Source organism: Tropicimonas sediminicola (assembly GCF_900188335.1).
Lineage (GTDB): Bacteria > Pseudomonadota > Alphaproteobacteria > Rhodobacterales > Rhodobacteraceae > Tropicimonas > Tropicimonas sediminicola.
This window is the reverse complement of record NZ_FZOY01000013.1, coordinates 1-16592: the sequence shown is the minus strand read 5'-3', so window position 1 is coordinate 16592 and position 16592 is coordinate 1. Positions and strand designations below refer to the sequence as shown.

At 66.6% G+C, this 16592-nt stretch carries 13 protein-coding genes and 1 pseudogene; 1 reads left to right on the top strand and 13 read right to left on the bottom strand.

The window, feature by feature from the left end; all coding sequences use genetic code 11:
- Positions 1 to 33: 33 nt before the first annotated feature.
- From CHB86_RS22420 to CHB86_RS22390, 8 genes are all read right to left on the bottom strand, one after another.
- On the bottom strand, positions 34 to 549 hold the full coding sequence (locus CHB86_RS22420; RefSeq protein ID WP_089235356.1) for a tripartite tricarboxylate transporter TctB family protein: 516 nt from the start codon (positions 547 to 549) through the stop codon (positions 34 to 36).
- Positions 550 to 552: 3 nt separating this feature from the next.
- Positions 553 to 1524, bottom strand: a complete 972-nt coding sequence (locus CHB86_RS22415; RefSeq protein ID WP_089235355.1) for a Bug family tripartite tricarboxylate transporter substrate binding protein — start codon at positions 1522 to 1524, stop codon at positions 553 to 555.
- A gap of 118 nt (positions 1525 to 1642) precedes the next feature.
- Complete coding sequence (locus CHB86_RS22410) at positions 1643 to 2575, bottom strand: sugar phosphate isomerase/epimerase family protein (protein ID WP_089235354.1); 933 nt, start codon at positions 2573 to 2575, stop codon at positions 1643 to 1645.
- 86 nt (positions 2576 to 2661) lie between these two features.
- Complete coding sequence (locus tag CHB86_RS25260) at positions 2662 to 3681, bottom strand: xanthine dehydrogenase family protein molybdopterin-binding subunit (RefSeq protein WP_217898362.1); 1020 nt, start codon at positions 3679 to 3681, stop codon at positions 2662 to 2664.
- Positions 3678 to 5555, bottom strand: a complete 1878-nt coding sequence (locus CHB86_RS25255) for a molybdopterin-dependent oxidoreductase (RefSeq protein WP_176442988.1) — start codon at positions 5553 to 5555, stop codon at positions 3678 to 3680. Before CHB86_RS25255 ends, CHB86_RS25260 begins: the two co-directional genes overlap by 4 nt.
- On the bottom strand, positions 5548 to 6465 hold the full coding sequence (locus CHB86_RS22400) for an FAD binding domain-containing protein (protein ID WP_089235353.1): 918 nt from the start codon (positions 6463 to 6465) through the stop codon (positions 5548 to 5550). The genes CHB86_RS25255 and CHB86_RS22400 overlap by 8 nt, the downstream gene beginning before the upstream one ends.
- 32 nt (positions 6466 to 6497) lie before the next feature.
- A complete protein-coding gene (locus CHB86_RS22395) occupies positions 6498 to 7661 on the bottom strand; it encodes a zinc-dependent alcohol dehydrogenase (RefSeq protein WP_089235352.1) in 1164 nt (387 codons plus the stop codon).
- Positions 7662 to 7733: 72 nt separating this feature from the next.
- On the bottom strand, positions 7734 to 8597 hold the full coding sequence (locus CHB86_RS22390) for an IclR family transcriptional regulator (RefSeq protein WP_176442987.1): 864 nt from the start codon (positions 8595 to 8597) through the stop codon (positions 7734 to 7736).
- A gap of 162 nt (positions 8598 to 8759) precedes the next feature.
- Here CHB86_RS22390 and CHB86_RS22385 point away from each other — a divergent pair, with 162 nt between their 5' ends.
- Positions 8760 to 9203 carry a BLUF domain-containing protein gene (locus CHB86_RS22385; protein ID WP_176442986.1) on the top strand — a complete coding sequence of 148 codons (444 nt, stop codon included), beginning with the start codon at positions 8760 to 8762 and terminating at the stop codon, positions 9201 to 9203.
- Between the two features lie 37 nt (positions 9204 to 9240).
- Here the strand turns inward: CHB86_RS22385 and CHB86_RS22380 are convergent, their stop codons facing one another.
- The 5 genes and pseudogenes from CHB86_RS22380 to CHB86_RS24775 all read right to left on the bottom strand — a co-directional run.
- Entirely contained in the window at positions 9241 to 10545 is a 1305-nt protein-coding gene (locus tag CHB86_RS22380; RefSeq protein WP_089235349.1) for a carbohydrate porin, read from the bottom strand.
- Positions 10542 to 11231 (bottom strand): hypothetical protein, encoded by a 690-nt coding sequence (locus CHB86_RS22375; RefSeq protein WP_089235348.1) that lies wholly within the window; start codon positions 11229 to 11231, stop codon positions 10542 to 10544. The genes CHB86_RS22380 and CHB86_RS22375 overlap by 4 nt, the downstream gene beginning before the upstream one ends.
- A 38-nt stretch (positions 11232 to 11269) precedes the next feature.
- Positions 11270 to 12802 carry a hypothetical protein gene (locus tag CHB86_RS22370; protein WP_089235347.1) on the bottom strand — a complete coding sequence of 511 codons (1533 nt, stop codon included), beginning with the start codon at positions 12800 to 12802 and terminating at the stop codon, positions 11270 to 11272.
- Between the two features lie 92 nt (positions 12803 to 12894).
- Positions 12895 to 13905: a helix-turn-helix transcriptional regulator gene (locus CHB86_RS22365; RefSeq protein WP_176442985.1), complete on the bottom strand. Its 1011-nt coding sequence runs from the start codon at positions 13903 to 13905 to the stop codon at positions 12895 to 12897.
- A 429-nt stretch (positions 13906 to 14334) separates the two neighbouring features.
- Positions 14335 to 16592: pseudogene (locus tag CHB86_RS24775) on the bottom strand (hypothetical protein); the annotation flags it as partial.

The following is a 16592-nucleotide window of genomic DNA, read 5'->3' as shown; positions in this document are numbered from 1 at the left end:
CCGGCCCCGGGCCTCGGGGCCGTACCGGGAGGTTCAGAAAATCGAGATCCAGGATCCCGAAGGCATGTAGGCACCGAGGATCTGGCCAAAGGCGAGCCAGGCCCCGACCGCGATGCCGAGCGCCATGCCGAGCACCAGCAGCCACCGCCGTTCGCCCAGGGGGCCCACCAGCGTTACCGCGACGGTGAGCGCGGTGGCGGGCACGAAGCCGATCTTTGGCATCAGCCAGCCGAAGGCCGCGATGATCACGGTCACCGTCGCCACCACGCCAAGCCGCATCCGCAGCCGGATCCGGTCGGGCGCATCCTCGTCCGGCTGTTTCTCGCCCAGGGGCGGCTCGTAGACCCCGATCATGCCCTTGAGCAGAAGCAGCGCCGACAGCACGGCCAGCGCCACGCCCAGCCACAGCGGGAAGGCGCGCGGCCCCACGCCGTAGCCGTCCGGCACAGTCAGCCAGACAGTGACCGTCCAGGCGAGCGCGAAGAGCAACAGGATGCTCCCCGCGATCACGTCCTGGCGGCGCTCGGGATCATGAGCGGGTTTCGCCACGGCTTATTGAGCCTTGAGCCCGACGTCTTCGAGCAGCTTCGCGATGTCCGCATCGTCGCGGGCGATCAGCTCTCCGAACGTTGCGTGGTCGGCAAAGTCGAGTTCAAACCCAATGGTTTGCGCGGCTTCCTTGAACTCGTCGCTTTCCGCCGCCGCCTTGGCCGCGGCCTCGAGCTTGGTGATCACCTCCATCGGCGTTCCCGCCGGCGCAGCCAGGCCGCGCCACATGGTGATGTCCATGCCCTCGGCGCCGCTCTCCTCGCAGGTGGGCACATCGGGGAGCTGGCCGATGCGCTTGGCCGAGGTCACGCAGAGGATCTTGAGCGTTCCCGCCTCGTGGTGCGAGATGAACTGGCCCGGCCATTGCACCGCCGCATCCAGCCGCCCGGCGATCAGCTCCACCGGTGCCCGGCCCTGGTCATAGGGCACATGCACGGCCATGTCCGTGAGGCCCTGCGAAGCCAGGATCGCCTCGGTCGTCAGGTGGGTGAACGAGCCCTTGCCCGAGGCGCCGACCTTGAGCTTGGTGCCCTTCTCCTTGATGTCGGCCGCCATGTCGGTCAGCGAGTCCCATCCGGAATCGGCGCGCACGGCGATGGCGGGAACCTCGACGCTGATCTTGGCGATCGGCTCGAAGGCCGTGTAGTCGAAGTCGATCCGGCCGCCGTGGTAGCTGGTGCTGATCGAGTTCGAGTTCCAGACGATGTTGTAGCCGTCCGCGTCGGTGCTCTGGACATACTGGTAGCCCACGGCGCCGCCGCCGCCCGCCCGCGAGACCGGCACGACCGGCTCCGGCAGGTTCTTGGACATCAGGTCGGCCAGAAGCTGCCCGATGGTCTGGGCGGTGCTGCCGAACAGGATCGTCATCTCGACCGGCTTTTCCGGGAACTCGGCGCGCGCCTGGCTGCCGGTTCCGACGAGCCCGACCGCGATCACGGAGCTCAGCAAGGCGGATGTGAGTGTCCTTGTCTTCATAACTGGTTCCTCCCCTTCGATGTGTCCGCCTGCCGGCGGGGTTCGGCAGTTTCCCCTGCCAGGTTTGCGGGCGCGCGCCGTCGTCCTCCACGTGGCGCGCGCCCCTGCCTTTCGGCACTTACTCCGGGCGCTGCGACAGCGCCCAGGCATCGCGGATGACGCGCTTGGCATTGGCCAGGATCACGTCGGAAATCTCACCGGCCAGAACCGGCCGCACCTCGGCGCTGACCATCGGCCGCACCGGCTTGTCGAAGAAGCCGCACTTCCTGAGTTCGCGGAAGAAGGTCACGACCTCGGGCGTGTCGGTCTCGCCGCCCGGCACCCCGAAACGCGGCTGGATGTCGCCGTAGGCCGGGTGCGACTTGTCGCGGAAGACGCAGTTCCCGAGGTGAACCGCGTCCAGATACGGAGCCAGCATCGGAACTGCTTCCTCCGGCGTCTCGTTCAGCAGCGGGAAGTGGCTGAGATCGCTCAGCAGCCCGAAATGCGGATACTCGGGCCGGATCGCCTTGGCGATGTCGATGCCATCCGGCGCCGGGCCGATCAGGTTCTTCTTGTCGATGGCGCGGTCGAAGAGCTTCAGGGTGAAGGCCAGACCGTCCTTCTCCTCGGCGGCATAGTCGAGGATCTGGTGCAGCGAGTCGATCAGCAGCTTCTTGGCCTCCTCGCGCTTCTCGTCGCCGGGGTCCTTGCCGGCGATCAGCCGCACGACCTCGGCCCCGAGATGGCGCGCCTCGTCGACGGCGGACTTGATCGCCTCGACCGCCTTCATCCGCTCGCCCTTGTCGAAGTGATTGAGGTTGAACTTGTTCGAGAGCACCTTGGGCTGGGTCGCGTAGGCCACCGACAGGTGGCTCTGGTCCAGCAGGTGCCGGGCGGTGTTGCGCACCCGGTAATCCTTCATCCAGCCGACCTCGACCGCGGTCCAGAACTCGTCGGCGCAGATCTTCTCCAGCGTCTCGACCAGGGGGCCAACCCCCGTCTCGAGCCCCGGAAAGGCCTTGAAGTGAACGACGCCCACCCGCATCGCGCTGTACATAGATGTTTCCATCCGGTCTCTCTCCCCTCCGTTCCAACCGCAAGGCACGGCTGACCTGCGCCTCGCGGACCTCCCTCTTCCTTCGTCAGGCCGCGCCGCTACTCGGCGGCGACGGCCCCGTCCTGCCGGGCCTCCTCCTCGGCCAGCGCCGCCAGCACCTTCTCCGGGGACGCCGGCAGCGACTTGATGCGGACGCCGATGGCGTCGTGGATCGCGTTCATGATCGCGGGCGCGGTCGGCACCAGCGCCGGCTCGCCGATCCCCTTGGCCCCGAGCGGGCTGAGCGGGTCGGGATCCTCGACGAGGACCGAGGTGATTTCGGGCACGTCGAGCGAGGTCGGCAGGATGTACTTGGCGAAGCCATGGGTCGTGGTGTGGCCGTTGACGGTCTGGTAATCCTCCATCAGCGCCTGGCCGAGGCCCTGCACCACGCCGCCCTCGATCTGGCCCTCGACCCCGCGGGGGTTGATGACGCGGCCGATGTCGTGCGCCGCCCAGATACCCAGCACCTGGACTTCACCGGTGACCGTGTCGACCTCCACCTCCGCCACCTGGGTGCCGAAGACATAGGCCTGCCAGGGCCGGCCGGAGCCGTCGACCGGATCGAGCCCGGTGCCGTGGGAGGTGAAATGGCCGGAGCCGACCGGCACCACGCCGCGCTTCTTGCAGATGTCCACCGCCTCCGCCATCGACATGGCGAGGTTGGTGCCCTCGGCCCGCAGGACGCCATCGAAGGCCACCAGCGTCGCGGCCTCGACATCCCAGTGCGCGGCGATCTCGGTAAAGAGCTTCTCGCGCGCCTCGCGGCAGGCGAGCGCCACCGAGTTGCCGATCATATAGGTCTGGCGCGTCGCGCCGGCATGGGCGGCCTCGGGCGAGCGGGCGGTGTCGTTGTCGCCGATCGTCACGTCCTCGGGGCGCACGCCGGTTTCCTCCGCCGCGATCTGCGCCAGCACCGTCAGGATGCCCTCGCCGATCTCGGTCACGCCGGTCACCACCTTGGCGGTGCCGCCATCGTCGAGTTCGGCCCAGGCCCCTGCCCGGTCGACCGTTGCCGTGCGGGCGATGCCGTACCAGCTCGCGGCCACGCCGCGGCCTCGCATCTTGCGCTGCATCATGCCACCTTCTCCTTTCCGCCGGCCGGGCGCTCGAACCGGGCGCCGAGCGTGCAAGGCGCCCGCGTGCCGGGGCCGTTCAGGTCTCCGCGCTCGGGGCCGCGCATCCCAACGGCGCCGGCTTCCCAATTGGAGGCGCGCTCGGCGGCCTCCAGCACCCGGTCGATCGACGCGGAGTCGAGCCGCTGCTGCGTGTGGGTCAGAGAGCCCGCCCGCATCATGTTGCGCCGCCGGATCTCGAAGGGATCGAGCCCGAGCCGCTCGGCGGCAATGTCCACCATGCTCTCGGTCGCGAACTGCGCCTGCATCCCGCCAAAGGTTCGGAACGCGCCGGAGGGCGTGTTGTTGGTATAGACAGCGCGCGTGTCGACCTGGATGTTGTCGACCTCGTAGGGGCCGCAGGACAGGATCGCCGCCTTGCGCATCACCCCTTCGGACGACATGCCATAGGCACCGCCGTCGGACAGCATCTCGAACTTGATCGCGGTGATGCGACCGTCGCTCTTGAGCCCCATCCGGTAGCGGACCTTTGAGGGATGCCGCTTGGCCGAGGCGATGATCGATTCCTCGCGGGTAAAGACGAGCCGCACCGGGCGGAAGGTCTTCATCGCGGCCAGCGCCAGCATGCCCTGGTAGATCATGTCCTCCTTGCCGCCGAAGCCGCCGCCCACGGGCGACATGATGAACCGCACCTTGTTGATCGGCTTGGCGATGATCTCGGACAGCATGTGCCGGTGGTGGGTGATGTTCTGGCTGGGCGAAATCACCGTGACCACGTCATCGGCATCGACATAGGCGAGCCCGGCTTCTGGCTCGAGATAGGCGTGCTCGACCTGCTGGGTCGAGAATTCGTCCTCGATGATCAGGTCGGCTTCGGCAAAGCCCTTGTCCACGTCGCCCTTGCGGATCGGGATGTGCTTCACGAGGTTGTCGGGCGCATAGTCGTGGATCACCGGCGCGCCGTCCTTGAGCGCGTCCTCCGGAGAGAAGAGGCCCGGAAGCTCGCGGTATTCCACCTTGATCTTCCTGGCCGCCAGGCGGGCGAGCGTCTCGGTCTCGGCGGCCACAGCCGCCACCGCCTCGCCGACGTGCCGTACCTTGCCGCGCGCCATGATCGGCTGGTCATGCACGAAGACGCCGAAACCGTCGGTGCCGGGCACGTCCTCGGAGGTGATGACGCAGGCCACCCCCTCCATTGCCTCGGCCTCGGAGGTGTCGATCGACAGGATCTCGGCATGGGCATGGGGCGAGCGCAGCACCGCCATGTGGAGCATGTCCGGCATCACCATGTCGCCGGCATACTTGAGCCGCCCGGTCACCTTCGACGGGGCATCGAGCCGCCGCACGTTGGTCCCGATATAGGACTCGCCCGGCCCATCCTCTTCCAGCGCGGCAGGCGTCGCCTTGCCGCTCACCACGTCGCGGGCCAGCTCGACCGCCTCGATGATCTTGGAATAGCCGGTGCACCGGCAGATATTTCCGCCCATGCGCTCCTTGATCTCGTCCAGGCTCGCCTCCGGCGCCTCGCGCAGCACCGAGGTCGCGGCCATGACCATGCCGGGGATGCAATAGCCGCACTGGCTGGCGCCGGTCTTGTGGAAGGCGCGCTGGATCACCTCCAGGGTGCCCGGCTTCGCCAGCCCCTCGACGGTTTCGATCACCGCGCCATCGGCCTTGGCCGCGGGCATCAGGCAGGATTTCACCAGCTTGCCGTCCACGAACACCGAACAGGTGCCGCACTCGCCGGCCCCGCAGCCTTCCTTGGTTCCTGTCAGGTTCAACTCGTCGCGCAGGAAGTCCAGCAGGCGCTGGCCGGGATCGGCCCGGCGCGTCACCTTGCGGCCGTTGACCTGCAGGGAGAGATCGATCTCAGGCATTGACAGCCTCCTTGTTTGCAGCCGCCGGCCGGTCGCTGCGCGCCCGGTCCACGGCTTCTTCCAGCGCGGCGCGGACAAAGCCCGGCACCACGCGGCGGCGGTATTCGACGCGGGAGCGCGAGGCGACGCGGTCAGCAGTGACCGCCGCGACATCGGCGATCAGTCCGGCGTCGATCACCTCGCCCTTGAGCCGTTCCTCGACATCGCCGAGGCGCTGCGGCACCGGCCCGACGCCGCCGAGCGCGATCCGCACGTCCTCGAAGCGGGTGCCGGTTGGGTCGGTCTTGACCAGCGCCGCGACGCAGGCCACCGAGATCACCAGCGAACGGCGCTGCCCGACCTTCTGGAACGAGGCGCCGTAGCCCTCGGCCACATCGAGCGTCACCGCGCTGACCAGCTCGTTCGGGGCAAGCCGGGTCCGGCCCGGCCCGGTCACGAACTCCGCCACCGGCATCGTGTGACACATGACGGCGCCATTGGAGATCCGGCAGAGCTCGATCTCGCCATCGAGCGCGATCACCGGAGGCGTGCCGTCGGCGGCCGGCGAGGCGTTCACCAGGTTGCCGGCAAGCGTCGCCTGCTGGCGGATCTGGTCATCGGCGAACCAGACCGAGCAATAGGGCATCACCGGTAGCCAGGCCGCCAGCGACGGGTCCTCCAGGAAGTCCTGGAAGACCACGTTGGCGCCGAGCCGCACCCGCCCGCCGTGGCGCTCGTAGCCCGAAAGCTCCGAGACGCGGCTGAGGTCGATCATCATCGGCAGGTCGACGTCGCCGGCGCGCCCGTCTCGTGCCCAGGGCAGCACGTCGGTGGCGCCGGCGATCAGCCGCGCGCCGTCCGGCGCACTTTCCCACAGCGCCAGCGCTTCGGCCAGCGTCCGCGGGGTCTCGTATCGTTGGCAAGTCAGCATTAAGCAGCCCTCCTCCGGCTGCCCGGGGCCGCCTATTCGGCGGCCACCCGGCCTTCAGCGCTGTGCTTGTTCTTCACCACCACCTTGATCGCATCCTCGACCCGATCCTTGGCGTAGCGGATGGCTTCCAGCAGGTCGCCCATCTCGAATGTGTGGGTGTGGATCAGCGTCGCGTCGAACCGTTTCTGCCGCATGAAGGCCTCGGCCCGGTGCGTCGCGGACTTGCCCTCGCCGCGGATCCCGTAGACGTAGATGTTGTTGCGCACGAGATGCGCCACATCCACCGTCGGCGGCTCGCCGGGGAAGGCAGCGAGGCAGACCTTGCCGCCGCGGTTCACCATCTGGCAGGCCTCGTTGACCGCGTTGGGCGCGGCGGAGCATTCGACCACGTAGTCCACGCCGATCCCGCCGTTGATCCGTTTCACGGCCTCCACCGGGTCTTCCTTGCGGATGTTGACCACGTGGTCGGCGCCGAGCTTCTTGCCGATCTCGAGCCGGTTGTCGCGGGTGCCCGTCAGGATCACCGGTTGCGCCCCGAGCGCCTTGGCCACGGCCACGCCCAGCAGCCCGATCGGCCCCGGCCCGGTCACCACCACGCTTTCGCCGGCGACCAGCCCGCCAAGCTCCGTGAGGCCGTACATCGAGGTGCCCGCGGTCACCACCAGCGTCGCCTCCTCGTCGGACATGCTATCGTCGACGTGGATCAACGTGTTGATATTGTTGACCTGGTATTCGCAGAAGCCGCCGTCGGTGGTGAAGCCATTGGCCCGATGGCCCTTGTCGACATCGCCGTAGTTCTTTCCGTAATTGTGGCAGGAGGTGTACATGCCCTGCCGGCAGCGCTTGCACTGGCCGCAGCCGGCGTGGATCTCGACAGTCACCCGCTCGCCGATCTTGTATTCGTCCACGCCCGGCCCGAGCGCCACGACGGTGCCCATGTATTCATGTCCGGGGGTGAAATTCTTGTTGAAGGGCTCGCCGCCTTCGATCTGCGCCGGGGGGCCGTGATAGATGATCTCCAGATCGGTCGCGCAGATCGCCACCGCGTCGATCCTCACCAGCACCTCGGCCTTCTTCGGCACCGGCACCGGCTTGTCCGTCAGCTTCAACTCGCCAGGATCTCCCAGAACCCATGCTTTCATGGTTTCGGGGATCGGATGGCTCGGATCCGTCTTTACGCCTTGAGGCATTGCCATCTGGGTGTCCTCCCTAGATTCCAGTCAGGTCTTGTTGCCTTCAGGTCATGTCGGTTGCGTTTCGCGTCTCCCTCATGACCTCCCGAGGCGCAGACGGTCCGACAGCTTGCGCGCGCATGCCGTCACCTCCTGCACCACGTGTTCGCGATACTCCTCCTTCGCCAGTTCGACCGGGAACGAGGCCGACACCGAGGCGACCACCGTTCCCTTCTCGTCCCGCAGCGCGGCGCCGTAGCAGACCACGCCCAGCCGCAACTCCTCGTTGTCGACTGCAAATCCGTTGCGGCGCACCCACCGCAGGTCCTCCATCAGGTCGACCACGCTGGTGATCGTGTGCTCGGTGAAGCGCTCCAGCCCATTCTCCGAGATCACCTTCAGGATCTGCGATTCCGGCAGCCAGGCGAGGATCGCCTTGCCGGTCGCCGTGGCGTGCGAGGCGCGCATCTTGACCACTTCATCGGCCTCGATGACATGCAGCCCCGCGACGTTCGTCTTGAAACGGGTGACCAGCGAGGTCCCCTGCATCTCGGCCAGCTGCACCGAGAGCCCGAGCCGGCCCGACAGATCTACCAGGTCGGAGCGCGCGAAATCCGACAGGTCGGTCTTGCGCTCACTCACATCGGTCAGTTCCTGCAGCCGGGAACTCAGCATGTAGCCCCGGTTCCGACCGGCATTGAGCACGTAGCCGCGCTCGACCAGCGTCGCCACCAGGTGATGGCAGGTCGATGCGTTGAGCCCCGCACGCTCCGCGATATCCCCGAGCGCCAGCGCATCGGGGGCGGCAGCGAGGATTTCCAGGATCGTCAGCGCCCGCTCCACCGACTGGATCCGGCGCACCGATTTCTCGGCCGTCTCGGACCCGCCGCCCAACGTTTCGGGGGGGATGTCCTCCAGGCTGTGGGCCCGGGAAGCGGGATATGGTTTGCTGTCGGTCACACCGCAACGCTGCCTCAATATCGGACAGCGATCAAGCAATTTTGCAAATATTGAACGCAATTTCATATTGTCAAATTAGCGGCCAGATCCACGCTTGACTTGACCCGACCTCGGATTATACCGCCAACTAGTATTCCCGTTCCCGCAGACCGGAGCCCGCCCGTGAGCACCCATTACCTCGTCTATGTCAGCCAGGCCGCCTCCGACCTCGATGTCGCGGACCTGGAGAACATCCTGACCGAAGCGCGAACCTACAATCCGGGCAAGGGGATCACCGGGATCCTGCTCTATGTCGAGGGTGAGGGCCGCAACCGGGGCAGCTTCATGCAGCTTCTGGAGGGCGACGAGATCGAGATCGAGCGCCTGCGGAAACGCATCTTCTCCGACCCGCGCCACCACACCAAGATCGTGCTGGAACGCGGCACGAAGGCCGGGCGCGATTTTCCGGACTGGTCGATGGCCTACAAGTCGATCAAGCAAGCCGAGCTGCAGGCCCACCCTGCCTTTGCCGACCTCGGCGAGGCCCATTTCCAGGACCGCTGCGCCCGCGACGGCATGGACGGGGCGCTCGCCTATCTCTGCGACTTCTGGAGCGACGCAGCCTGACCAGCGCAACCGCGCGTGAGGCGGCGGCTTTGACGCCTCAGAACGTGATCCGCGTACGCAGCCCGAAGATCACCGCATCCTCCCTGTTGGGATTCGCTGCCGGGTTCTTCACGTATTGGATCGACGGGGTCAGAGCCACGCGATCCACGAGCTGGAACCGGTAGAACATCTCGCCGGTATATTGCTCCTGCAGCCTGTCGTTCGACGGCCGTCCCCAGGCGATCCCTATCCCGAGCGCATCGCGGGCGGCGCGGTGGCGGGTGTCGAAGGCGATCCCGAATCCCGCCGCGGCATCGGCCTCGAACAGCGTGGCCTTGCCTTCGGACATCCCGCCGAAGCCAAACACGAAGTAGCGGTCCTCGAACAGCCGGCTGGCCGAGATCGTGACGCCCTGATCGGCCGGGGTGCCGCTCTCGCTGAGCGCGTCCTGCTGCCAGAACTGCAGCCGGACCTGGTCGTACCGCCAGCGATCGGGCGTGGTCGGATAGTAGCGGAACTCGACCGAACGATAGAACTCTCCCTCGCCGATCGTGTCGAACGGGTCGTCCGGCGTCCTGGCGTTGGCATCGTGGATGCCGGCGACCATCACGAATTTCGGGCTGAACTCGTAGCCGAACCCGCCGCCGATCCCGCGCCCCGGCGCAGGCTTGGAGAGCGAGCTTTGCAGGCCCGTGTTCTGGAAACCGCGCATGGAGGAGGACAGCGCATGGACGTTGTACCAGGAGATGGCGCTGATCTTGCCGAGGATGAACTTGAACTTTCCGTCGGCCAGCGTCTGCCGCCAGGCAAGTTCCGTCAGCGCCGAGCCGAAATCGCTGAAGCCGGTGCCGGATGGGGTGACGCTGCCGAACTGGTAGCCGAACTGGCTGGGCGGGATTTCGCTGTCGATGGTGTAACGGTTCTCGATCCGGAACGTGAGCTTGCCGGGGTTGCGGCCGCCCCGGTCGAAGAGCGTCCAGGCGCCCTGCACCTGGGCGCGCCCGGCGAAGGCGTCGGAATACGGCACGCCGTCGTCATCGGTGGTCTGGTAGAGGGTCTGGTAGCTGAACTGAAGCTGCAGACCGGTGCGCTCGTTGAGCCGTTTCTTCCAGTCAAAGAACGGCTGGAAGAACGCCTCGACCTTGGGAAACTCGAGCACCCCGCCCACATCGACGTCGTCTTGCGAAAGATCCTCGGTGACGCTGTCGCCGCCTTCGAGGTTCTTCGGCTCGCCCGCATAGCCCGAATAGGTCGGCGTCGCCGGGTCCACGTATTGCGCCATCGCCGACCCGGCCCCGAGAACAGCGCAGAGCGCAGCGGCCGTCCCGGCGGCATGCCGGCGGAGCCCGCGGGCGCCGGTCATTGGGCGCCCTGCATGCGGGTGTAGTACTGGTGGAGGTCATCGCCCACCATGTCGACCGGTGTCTCCGAGGTGCCCTCGATCGTCAGGTCCTGCGCCGGGGTCTCGGTCCGGAAGCTCCACCCCTCCGCCGGCGAAAGTTGCGTGGCGAGGTTCGCCGGGTCGCCGCCCTGCACCTCTTCGCCATAGGCGTTGAGAATATAGACGCCGCCGTCCGGTCCGACGAGCTGGTAGACCGGCTTTCCGGATTCGAAGACCATCGTCTGCAGCTTGGCGCTGACATAGGGCTTGTAGGGATCGGCACCCTTGCCGGAGCCAAGCGCTGCGAGCGGCAGCGTCGCGGCATAGCGCGCCGCCATGCCGCCGAAATCCGCCGTCTCGCCAAGGCCAAGCGTCTGGCCGTCCATCGCCCAGAAATGCGGCCCGTTCAGCTGCGCCATTTTCGCGCCATGCGCCTCGGCAATCGCCGCAGTGTCCATGCTGGCCCAGAGGTCTTCCGGGCACCCGTCGGAGGCGGAAGTGTTGTAGATGTCCACGTGGTCCTCGTAGATCAGCAGGAACTCGCAGAACCGCATCCCGCGCATGTCGGAGATCGTCACCGGCTCCACCGGCTTCGGCGATTGTGCGGCAAGCGGCGCTCCAAGGCAGGCAAGCGCGGCGGCAAGAATGGCAATCTTCATGGTATCCATTGTGTTTCCTATGGTGTCGGCTGTGACCGCGGTCATGTTCATGGACGCTCGGGCAGGACCTTGAGCACGTAGAACCCCTGATCGTGCATGTAGTAGAACCGCCCGCCGTAACCGGGCGAGAGCAAGGTGTTGAAGTTCATCGGCGGCAAGGGATCGGATTCCGCAAGCACCTCGCCCGTCAGCGCATTCAGCCAGAGCGCCGTCTGCGTGTAAGTCGGCGCATTGGTCTGGTTGAGTTCCGCCAGCGTCGTCCCGGCCGCGGCGCGCGCGGTGCCGAGCACCCGCGCATCCGCCGGGCCATAGAGCGCCTGAAGCGCAGTGGTCGCGCCATCCAGAGTCCAGACGACCTCCATCTCGCCACTGTCCTGGTCCAGCCGCACCGCGCCGATCTTCATCATGTTCTGGTCGGCGGAGAAGACCAGGCCGTTCTCGGTGTCCACCGCGGACTTGGGCGGCGCCCAGCTCTGCCCGGTAGGCAGGTCCTCTCCGAAGGGATAGACGCGGGTGATCTGTGTGGCGTCGTGCTGATTGATCGCGGTGATCGAGGACGCCGCCTTGTCGGTCGGCAGGCCGTTTGTCTGGAACACCACCCAGTCGCCGAGGATCGCCGGGGCGTCGCCCGTGGTCTGTCCCGGCTCGAGGTAGGGCGTCGCCCAGTCCGCGTCCTGCGACAGGGTCCTGGTTTCCGGGTCCCAGAAGAACCTGTAGGCTTTCAGGATCGAGGGCGCGTAGATCGCGATGCGGCCGTCGAAGCTGGTGATCGTGTGCGGCACCACCGCGTTTTCCGGCACGCTTACCCGGGCCAGCACCTCGAATGTGTCCGGATCCACGGCGAGGATCGTCGAACCGGGAGAGGCCGCGACGCCGCCCGGGCACTGGAATGCCGCCAGCGTGCCCTGGATATCGCAAGGCGTCGCTCGCGTCTGGTTCTTGACGATCAGGGTGCCGTCCGGGGCGATGGTCAGATGCTTGAAATTGCTCCCCTCGAGCGGCGCGTCGGGCGTCAGGGCGGCATGTTGGAGGATGCGGCCGGTGTCGCCGTCGAGCTTCACGAGGTGATTGCCGAAGGCCACGACGATCGCACCGTCCGGCAGGATGTTGAGGTTGGCCGCGCCGACCCATTCGCCGCTGACGTTTCCGTTCTGCAGGTAGGTGCGCCAGATCTCGCGCCCGGTGGTGTCGTCGGCCCGCGCCACGTAGGGTCCGGGCGGCACCTTGCCCTGCGGCGGCGGGTTGTTGCCCCCGGTGAGATAGAGCTCGCCCGGCCGCCGGTTGTTCATGAACAGGACGCCCTGGTAGCTGTCGGCGCTCGGCGAGGCATAGACGGTGTTGCCGCCCTCGAAGTTCCCCAGGAAGCTCGCACAGGCATAAAGCTGGCTGCGCTCCGCGTCGCTCACCTCGGCGCCGTTCAGCGAGGCGAAATAGCCCGGCGTCTCGCGCGATTGGGCGCAGGCCCATTCGTCCGCGATGCGCCCCAGCTCCGGCGGAATCGGTCCCGGCCCCTCGTCCTGGGCAAAGGCCGCGCTGGCCGCGATAAACGCGCAAAGGCTGAAAAGACGACGTCCCGGCATGGCGTCCGGCTCCTGTTCTGAATGTGTTTACAGAACATTACAGGGAGCTTTGCAGGGTGGTTTTGCTTTGCGCGCCACTTTCTCGGGACGGTTCAGCCGGCCAGCCCGGCCCGCGCCCCCGACGGGCTGTTGCCGACCAGCCTGCGCACCGCCCGCGACAGCGTCGAGGTGCTGGAATAGCCCAGCCGTTCGGACAGATCCGAGAGGTCGACATCGGGCGTCCTCAGCAATGCCACCGCGAGCTGGCGCCGAACCCGGTCGAGCTCCGCCGAGAACGAGGTGCCCTCCTCCGTCAGCCGCCGTTGCAGGGTCCGGACGCTCATGCCCCCTGCCCGCGCCACCCGTTCGATCGTCGGCTCGCCGCCGTGCAGCATGGCAGCGATCACCGGCCGCACAGAGGCCGCGAGGCTCGAATCCTCGGCCAGAGGCGGAACCGTGATGCCGGCGGCATTGGCGAGCCTGTCGCGCGCGACAACGCGAAAGGGATTCAGCGCGACATGGGCGTCCATCGTGATCCGCAGGCTGTGATCCGGGCTGGGCACCACGCAATCGCCGAAATGCGTCACCAGGGCGTCCAGCCCCGTCTCGGGGTGCGGCACCACCGCGATCCGGGCGAGCAGCGGCGGCTGCAGGCCGGTGAACCGGCAGAGCTGCGCCATCATCGAGCAGAAGAGCACATGGATCGCGTGGAGCGATTCCGGCTCGATCCTGACCGACAGCGTATGGATGATCGACAGTCCGCCGCGGGTCTCCTCGACCCGGAGCATCTCGTGGCTGCAATGGAACGGCAGCGCCATGGCCACCCGCCGAAGCGCCTCCGCCGGTGTCCGCGCGCCGAGCGCCACCTGCCCGATGAAGGCGAGTTCGCCGATACTCGCCTGCGACACGATCGCGGCCCCGACATCCGTCCCAAAGGCGCGCGACATGTCGCGCAGGAGTTCGATGGCGTTCAGCATCGGCACCGGATCCTCCGGCGCGAGCGCGAACCAGTACCCGAGGTCGACCGCTTCGAGAAACGTCGCACTGCCGTTTCCGTTGGCCTCGAGGAACCGGACCAGCGGAAGGACATTGGCAGCGCGGATCAGGGGTATCGTCTTGGGCATGAAAATCGCTTTGTCGGGGACGGACTGTTGTTGAAGGAGTTTTGCCCGACAAAGGGTTGGAGTGCAAAACCCGCACGCACCCCCGCGCCTTTTTTTCGGCCCCGGCATCCCCGGGCAGTTCGATGAGGACGGGGGCAGGAAGCCCATGAGGCTCGTGAAGCCGACGGCGTTTTCCGTCCGAAAGGCATGCCACATGCAACGTCGCGATCAACGGGCGAGCGGCCGCGACCGGTTCCCTCCCCCGTGATCGTTCGGCCGCCCCTCCTGCGATCGCTCCGAGTTGCCGGCGGCACCGGGCGAAACGGGATCGCAGTTGCGTGGCGAAGATGTCAGACAGAAACGGGCCGGTCTCGGGTCGCACGACAGCCCGGCCCCACCCCGACCTGCCACCCTCTGACACCGCCACCGCGGGCGTCGAGCTCGACCGGATCAGGCAATCAGCGGCTCCTCGAACACCAGCCTGAACTCGTAGACCATGCCGTCATTTTCAGTCGGGTCCGTGTCGTTATCCACACCCCGCGCAACCAAATACAGGCTGCTCTGGGTCAGATCCTCGCTGCTCGGTCCCATCGTCAATCCGGCGGCGTTGGATACATCCACCGCTGATATGTCGAACGACCCGAGCAGTTCGCCGCTCGTCGTGATCATTGCCACCGCGTCGTCCGACGCGGTCACGAACAAGACATCGAGAACCGGATCGTAGGCAATGCCTTCCGGATCGGAGATCCCGAGGGGCTGCCCATCAAAGCTGAACACGAAATCATCGCCACCCTCTGATGCTATGCCGTCGAAGATGTCGTTCGGCCCGGGATCGACGGTAAAGATCGTCGAAGTTACCCCGTCCACGATGTAAAGGACATCACGCGTGGTGTCGTAGGCGATGCCTTCCGGATCGGTGCTGCCGAACGCGCCCGAAGACCAGTAGGTCACGATGTCGTCGGCTGTGTCGTAGGCTCCATCAGCCCCGGGATCGAGCTCGTAGACACCTCTGGGCCCGGAATCGTCCGAGAAAAAGAGGTGACGGTTGGCCGGGTTGTACGTCACCCCCGCTGGTTCATCCGAGAATCCGATGGTCGTGAGCGTACTGCGCAGAGTGCCGTCGAGATCCATCTGGAACAGGTTGTCGCCGGTAAACAGGCTCTGGATTTCATTGACCTCGGAATCCGAGACGAGCAGCGTTCCCAGATGGTCGATAAAGACGATGCCGGAGGTGTCCGGGGCCGGTGGCGACCATTGCGACGCATCGACGGAATTGACCCATGCCAACCCTGTCGGCAGGAGCTGGCTCACGACGCTGAGGCTGAAGGCTTCTGTGGCGCTGCTGCCATCCGACGAGCTCGCCGTCACGCTGACCGTGATCGTGGGCTCCGACAGGGCGTCGAGACTCCCGGTATTGGAACGGGTGATGACGCCGCTAACCGGATCAATCGAGAAGCGGGAATCGTCGATACTGTAGGTGACCGTGTCGCCAAGGTCGGGATCGGACGCGGAGGCGGTGATCCCCACCGAGGTCCCGGCGGCCGCGTCCGCGAGAATGCGATCGGCGGCGGGGTTGGCGTCCGGCGGCGAGTCAAAGGCCACAGGCTCCGGGGCGTCCAGTACGGTCAGGTCGAAGGTCTCGACGGCGGTGCTGAAGTCCGACGAGTTCGCCGTCACCTGGAGCGTGATCGAGGGCTCCGACAAGGCATCCAGTTCCCCTGAGCCGGATCGAGAAATGACACCGGTGACGGGATCGATCGTGAACCGGGGATCGTCGACACTGAAGGTGACCGAGTCGTCGGGATCGGGATCCGCGGCGGAGGCTGTGATCCCGACCAACGCCCCTGTGGAGGCCGTTTCGCTGATCTGGTTTGCGTCAGGATCCCCGTCGGCCGGAGTATTGAAGACCACCGGATCGGTGATCGGCCCGGCCGGCATCCATTCGATATGCAGCAATGGGGCGCCATCGGCGTCGCCCTCGTAGGCCTCTGCCGTGCGGGTTCCGCTCCCGCTTATCACGAAGACCAGGTCGTTCAGCGCCGCCCAGCCGGCCCGGTCGACGATCTCCTGCACTATTGCCGCAAGATCCGGTGTTTGCTGGTCGAGACCCGCGGCCCCAACCGTCGTCCACGCCACCGGAGCCCAGGCCTCCGAGGCGTCCGTGGTCGCGCGCGTGGAGATATCGTTGTCAGCGGCGCCGAACACCGCCGCGCTGTCGCTGTCCTCTCCCCGGATCGTCAGGGAAACGAGGCCGGTATCCACCTCGTCGGACTGGAACTGGATGTAAGCATTGGTGATCGTTGCGCCCTGGGGAATATTGATGCCGGTGAACCGAATTCCGACGGTCTGCTCAGACGTGCCGTCCGTGGCCAGTTCGAGATCCGTGCTGTCGAGATACATCCGGCCCGAACTGCCGCGCTCCTCGGCGTCGTCGGTTCCGGATGCCACCCGGGTCTCGAAGACCATTGGTGTCCTCTCGACGACCGTGACGGTGATGTCCTGCACATCGGTCAGGCCGCCGGAATCGCTCACCGTGACCTGGACCTGGTAGGCATTGTCGCCGTCGGCATCGGCCGGGCTCTCGTAGTCCGGGGCCGCGAGGAAGCTCAGCGTGCCGGTCGCGGGGTCGATGGCGAAGAGCGCCGCATCCGCGCCGCCGGTGATGGCATAGGCCAGGCCCGCGCCCTCGCTGTCGCTGTCGTCGCTCG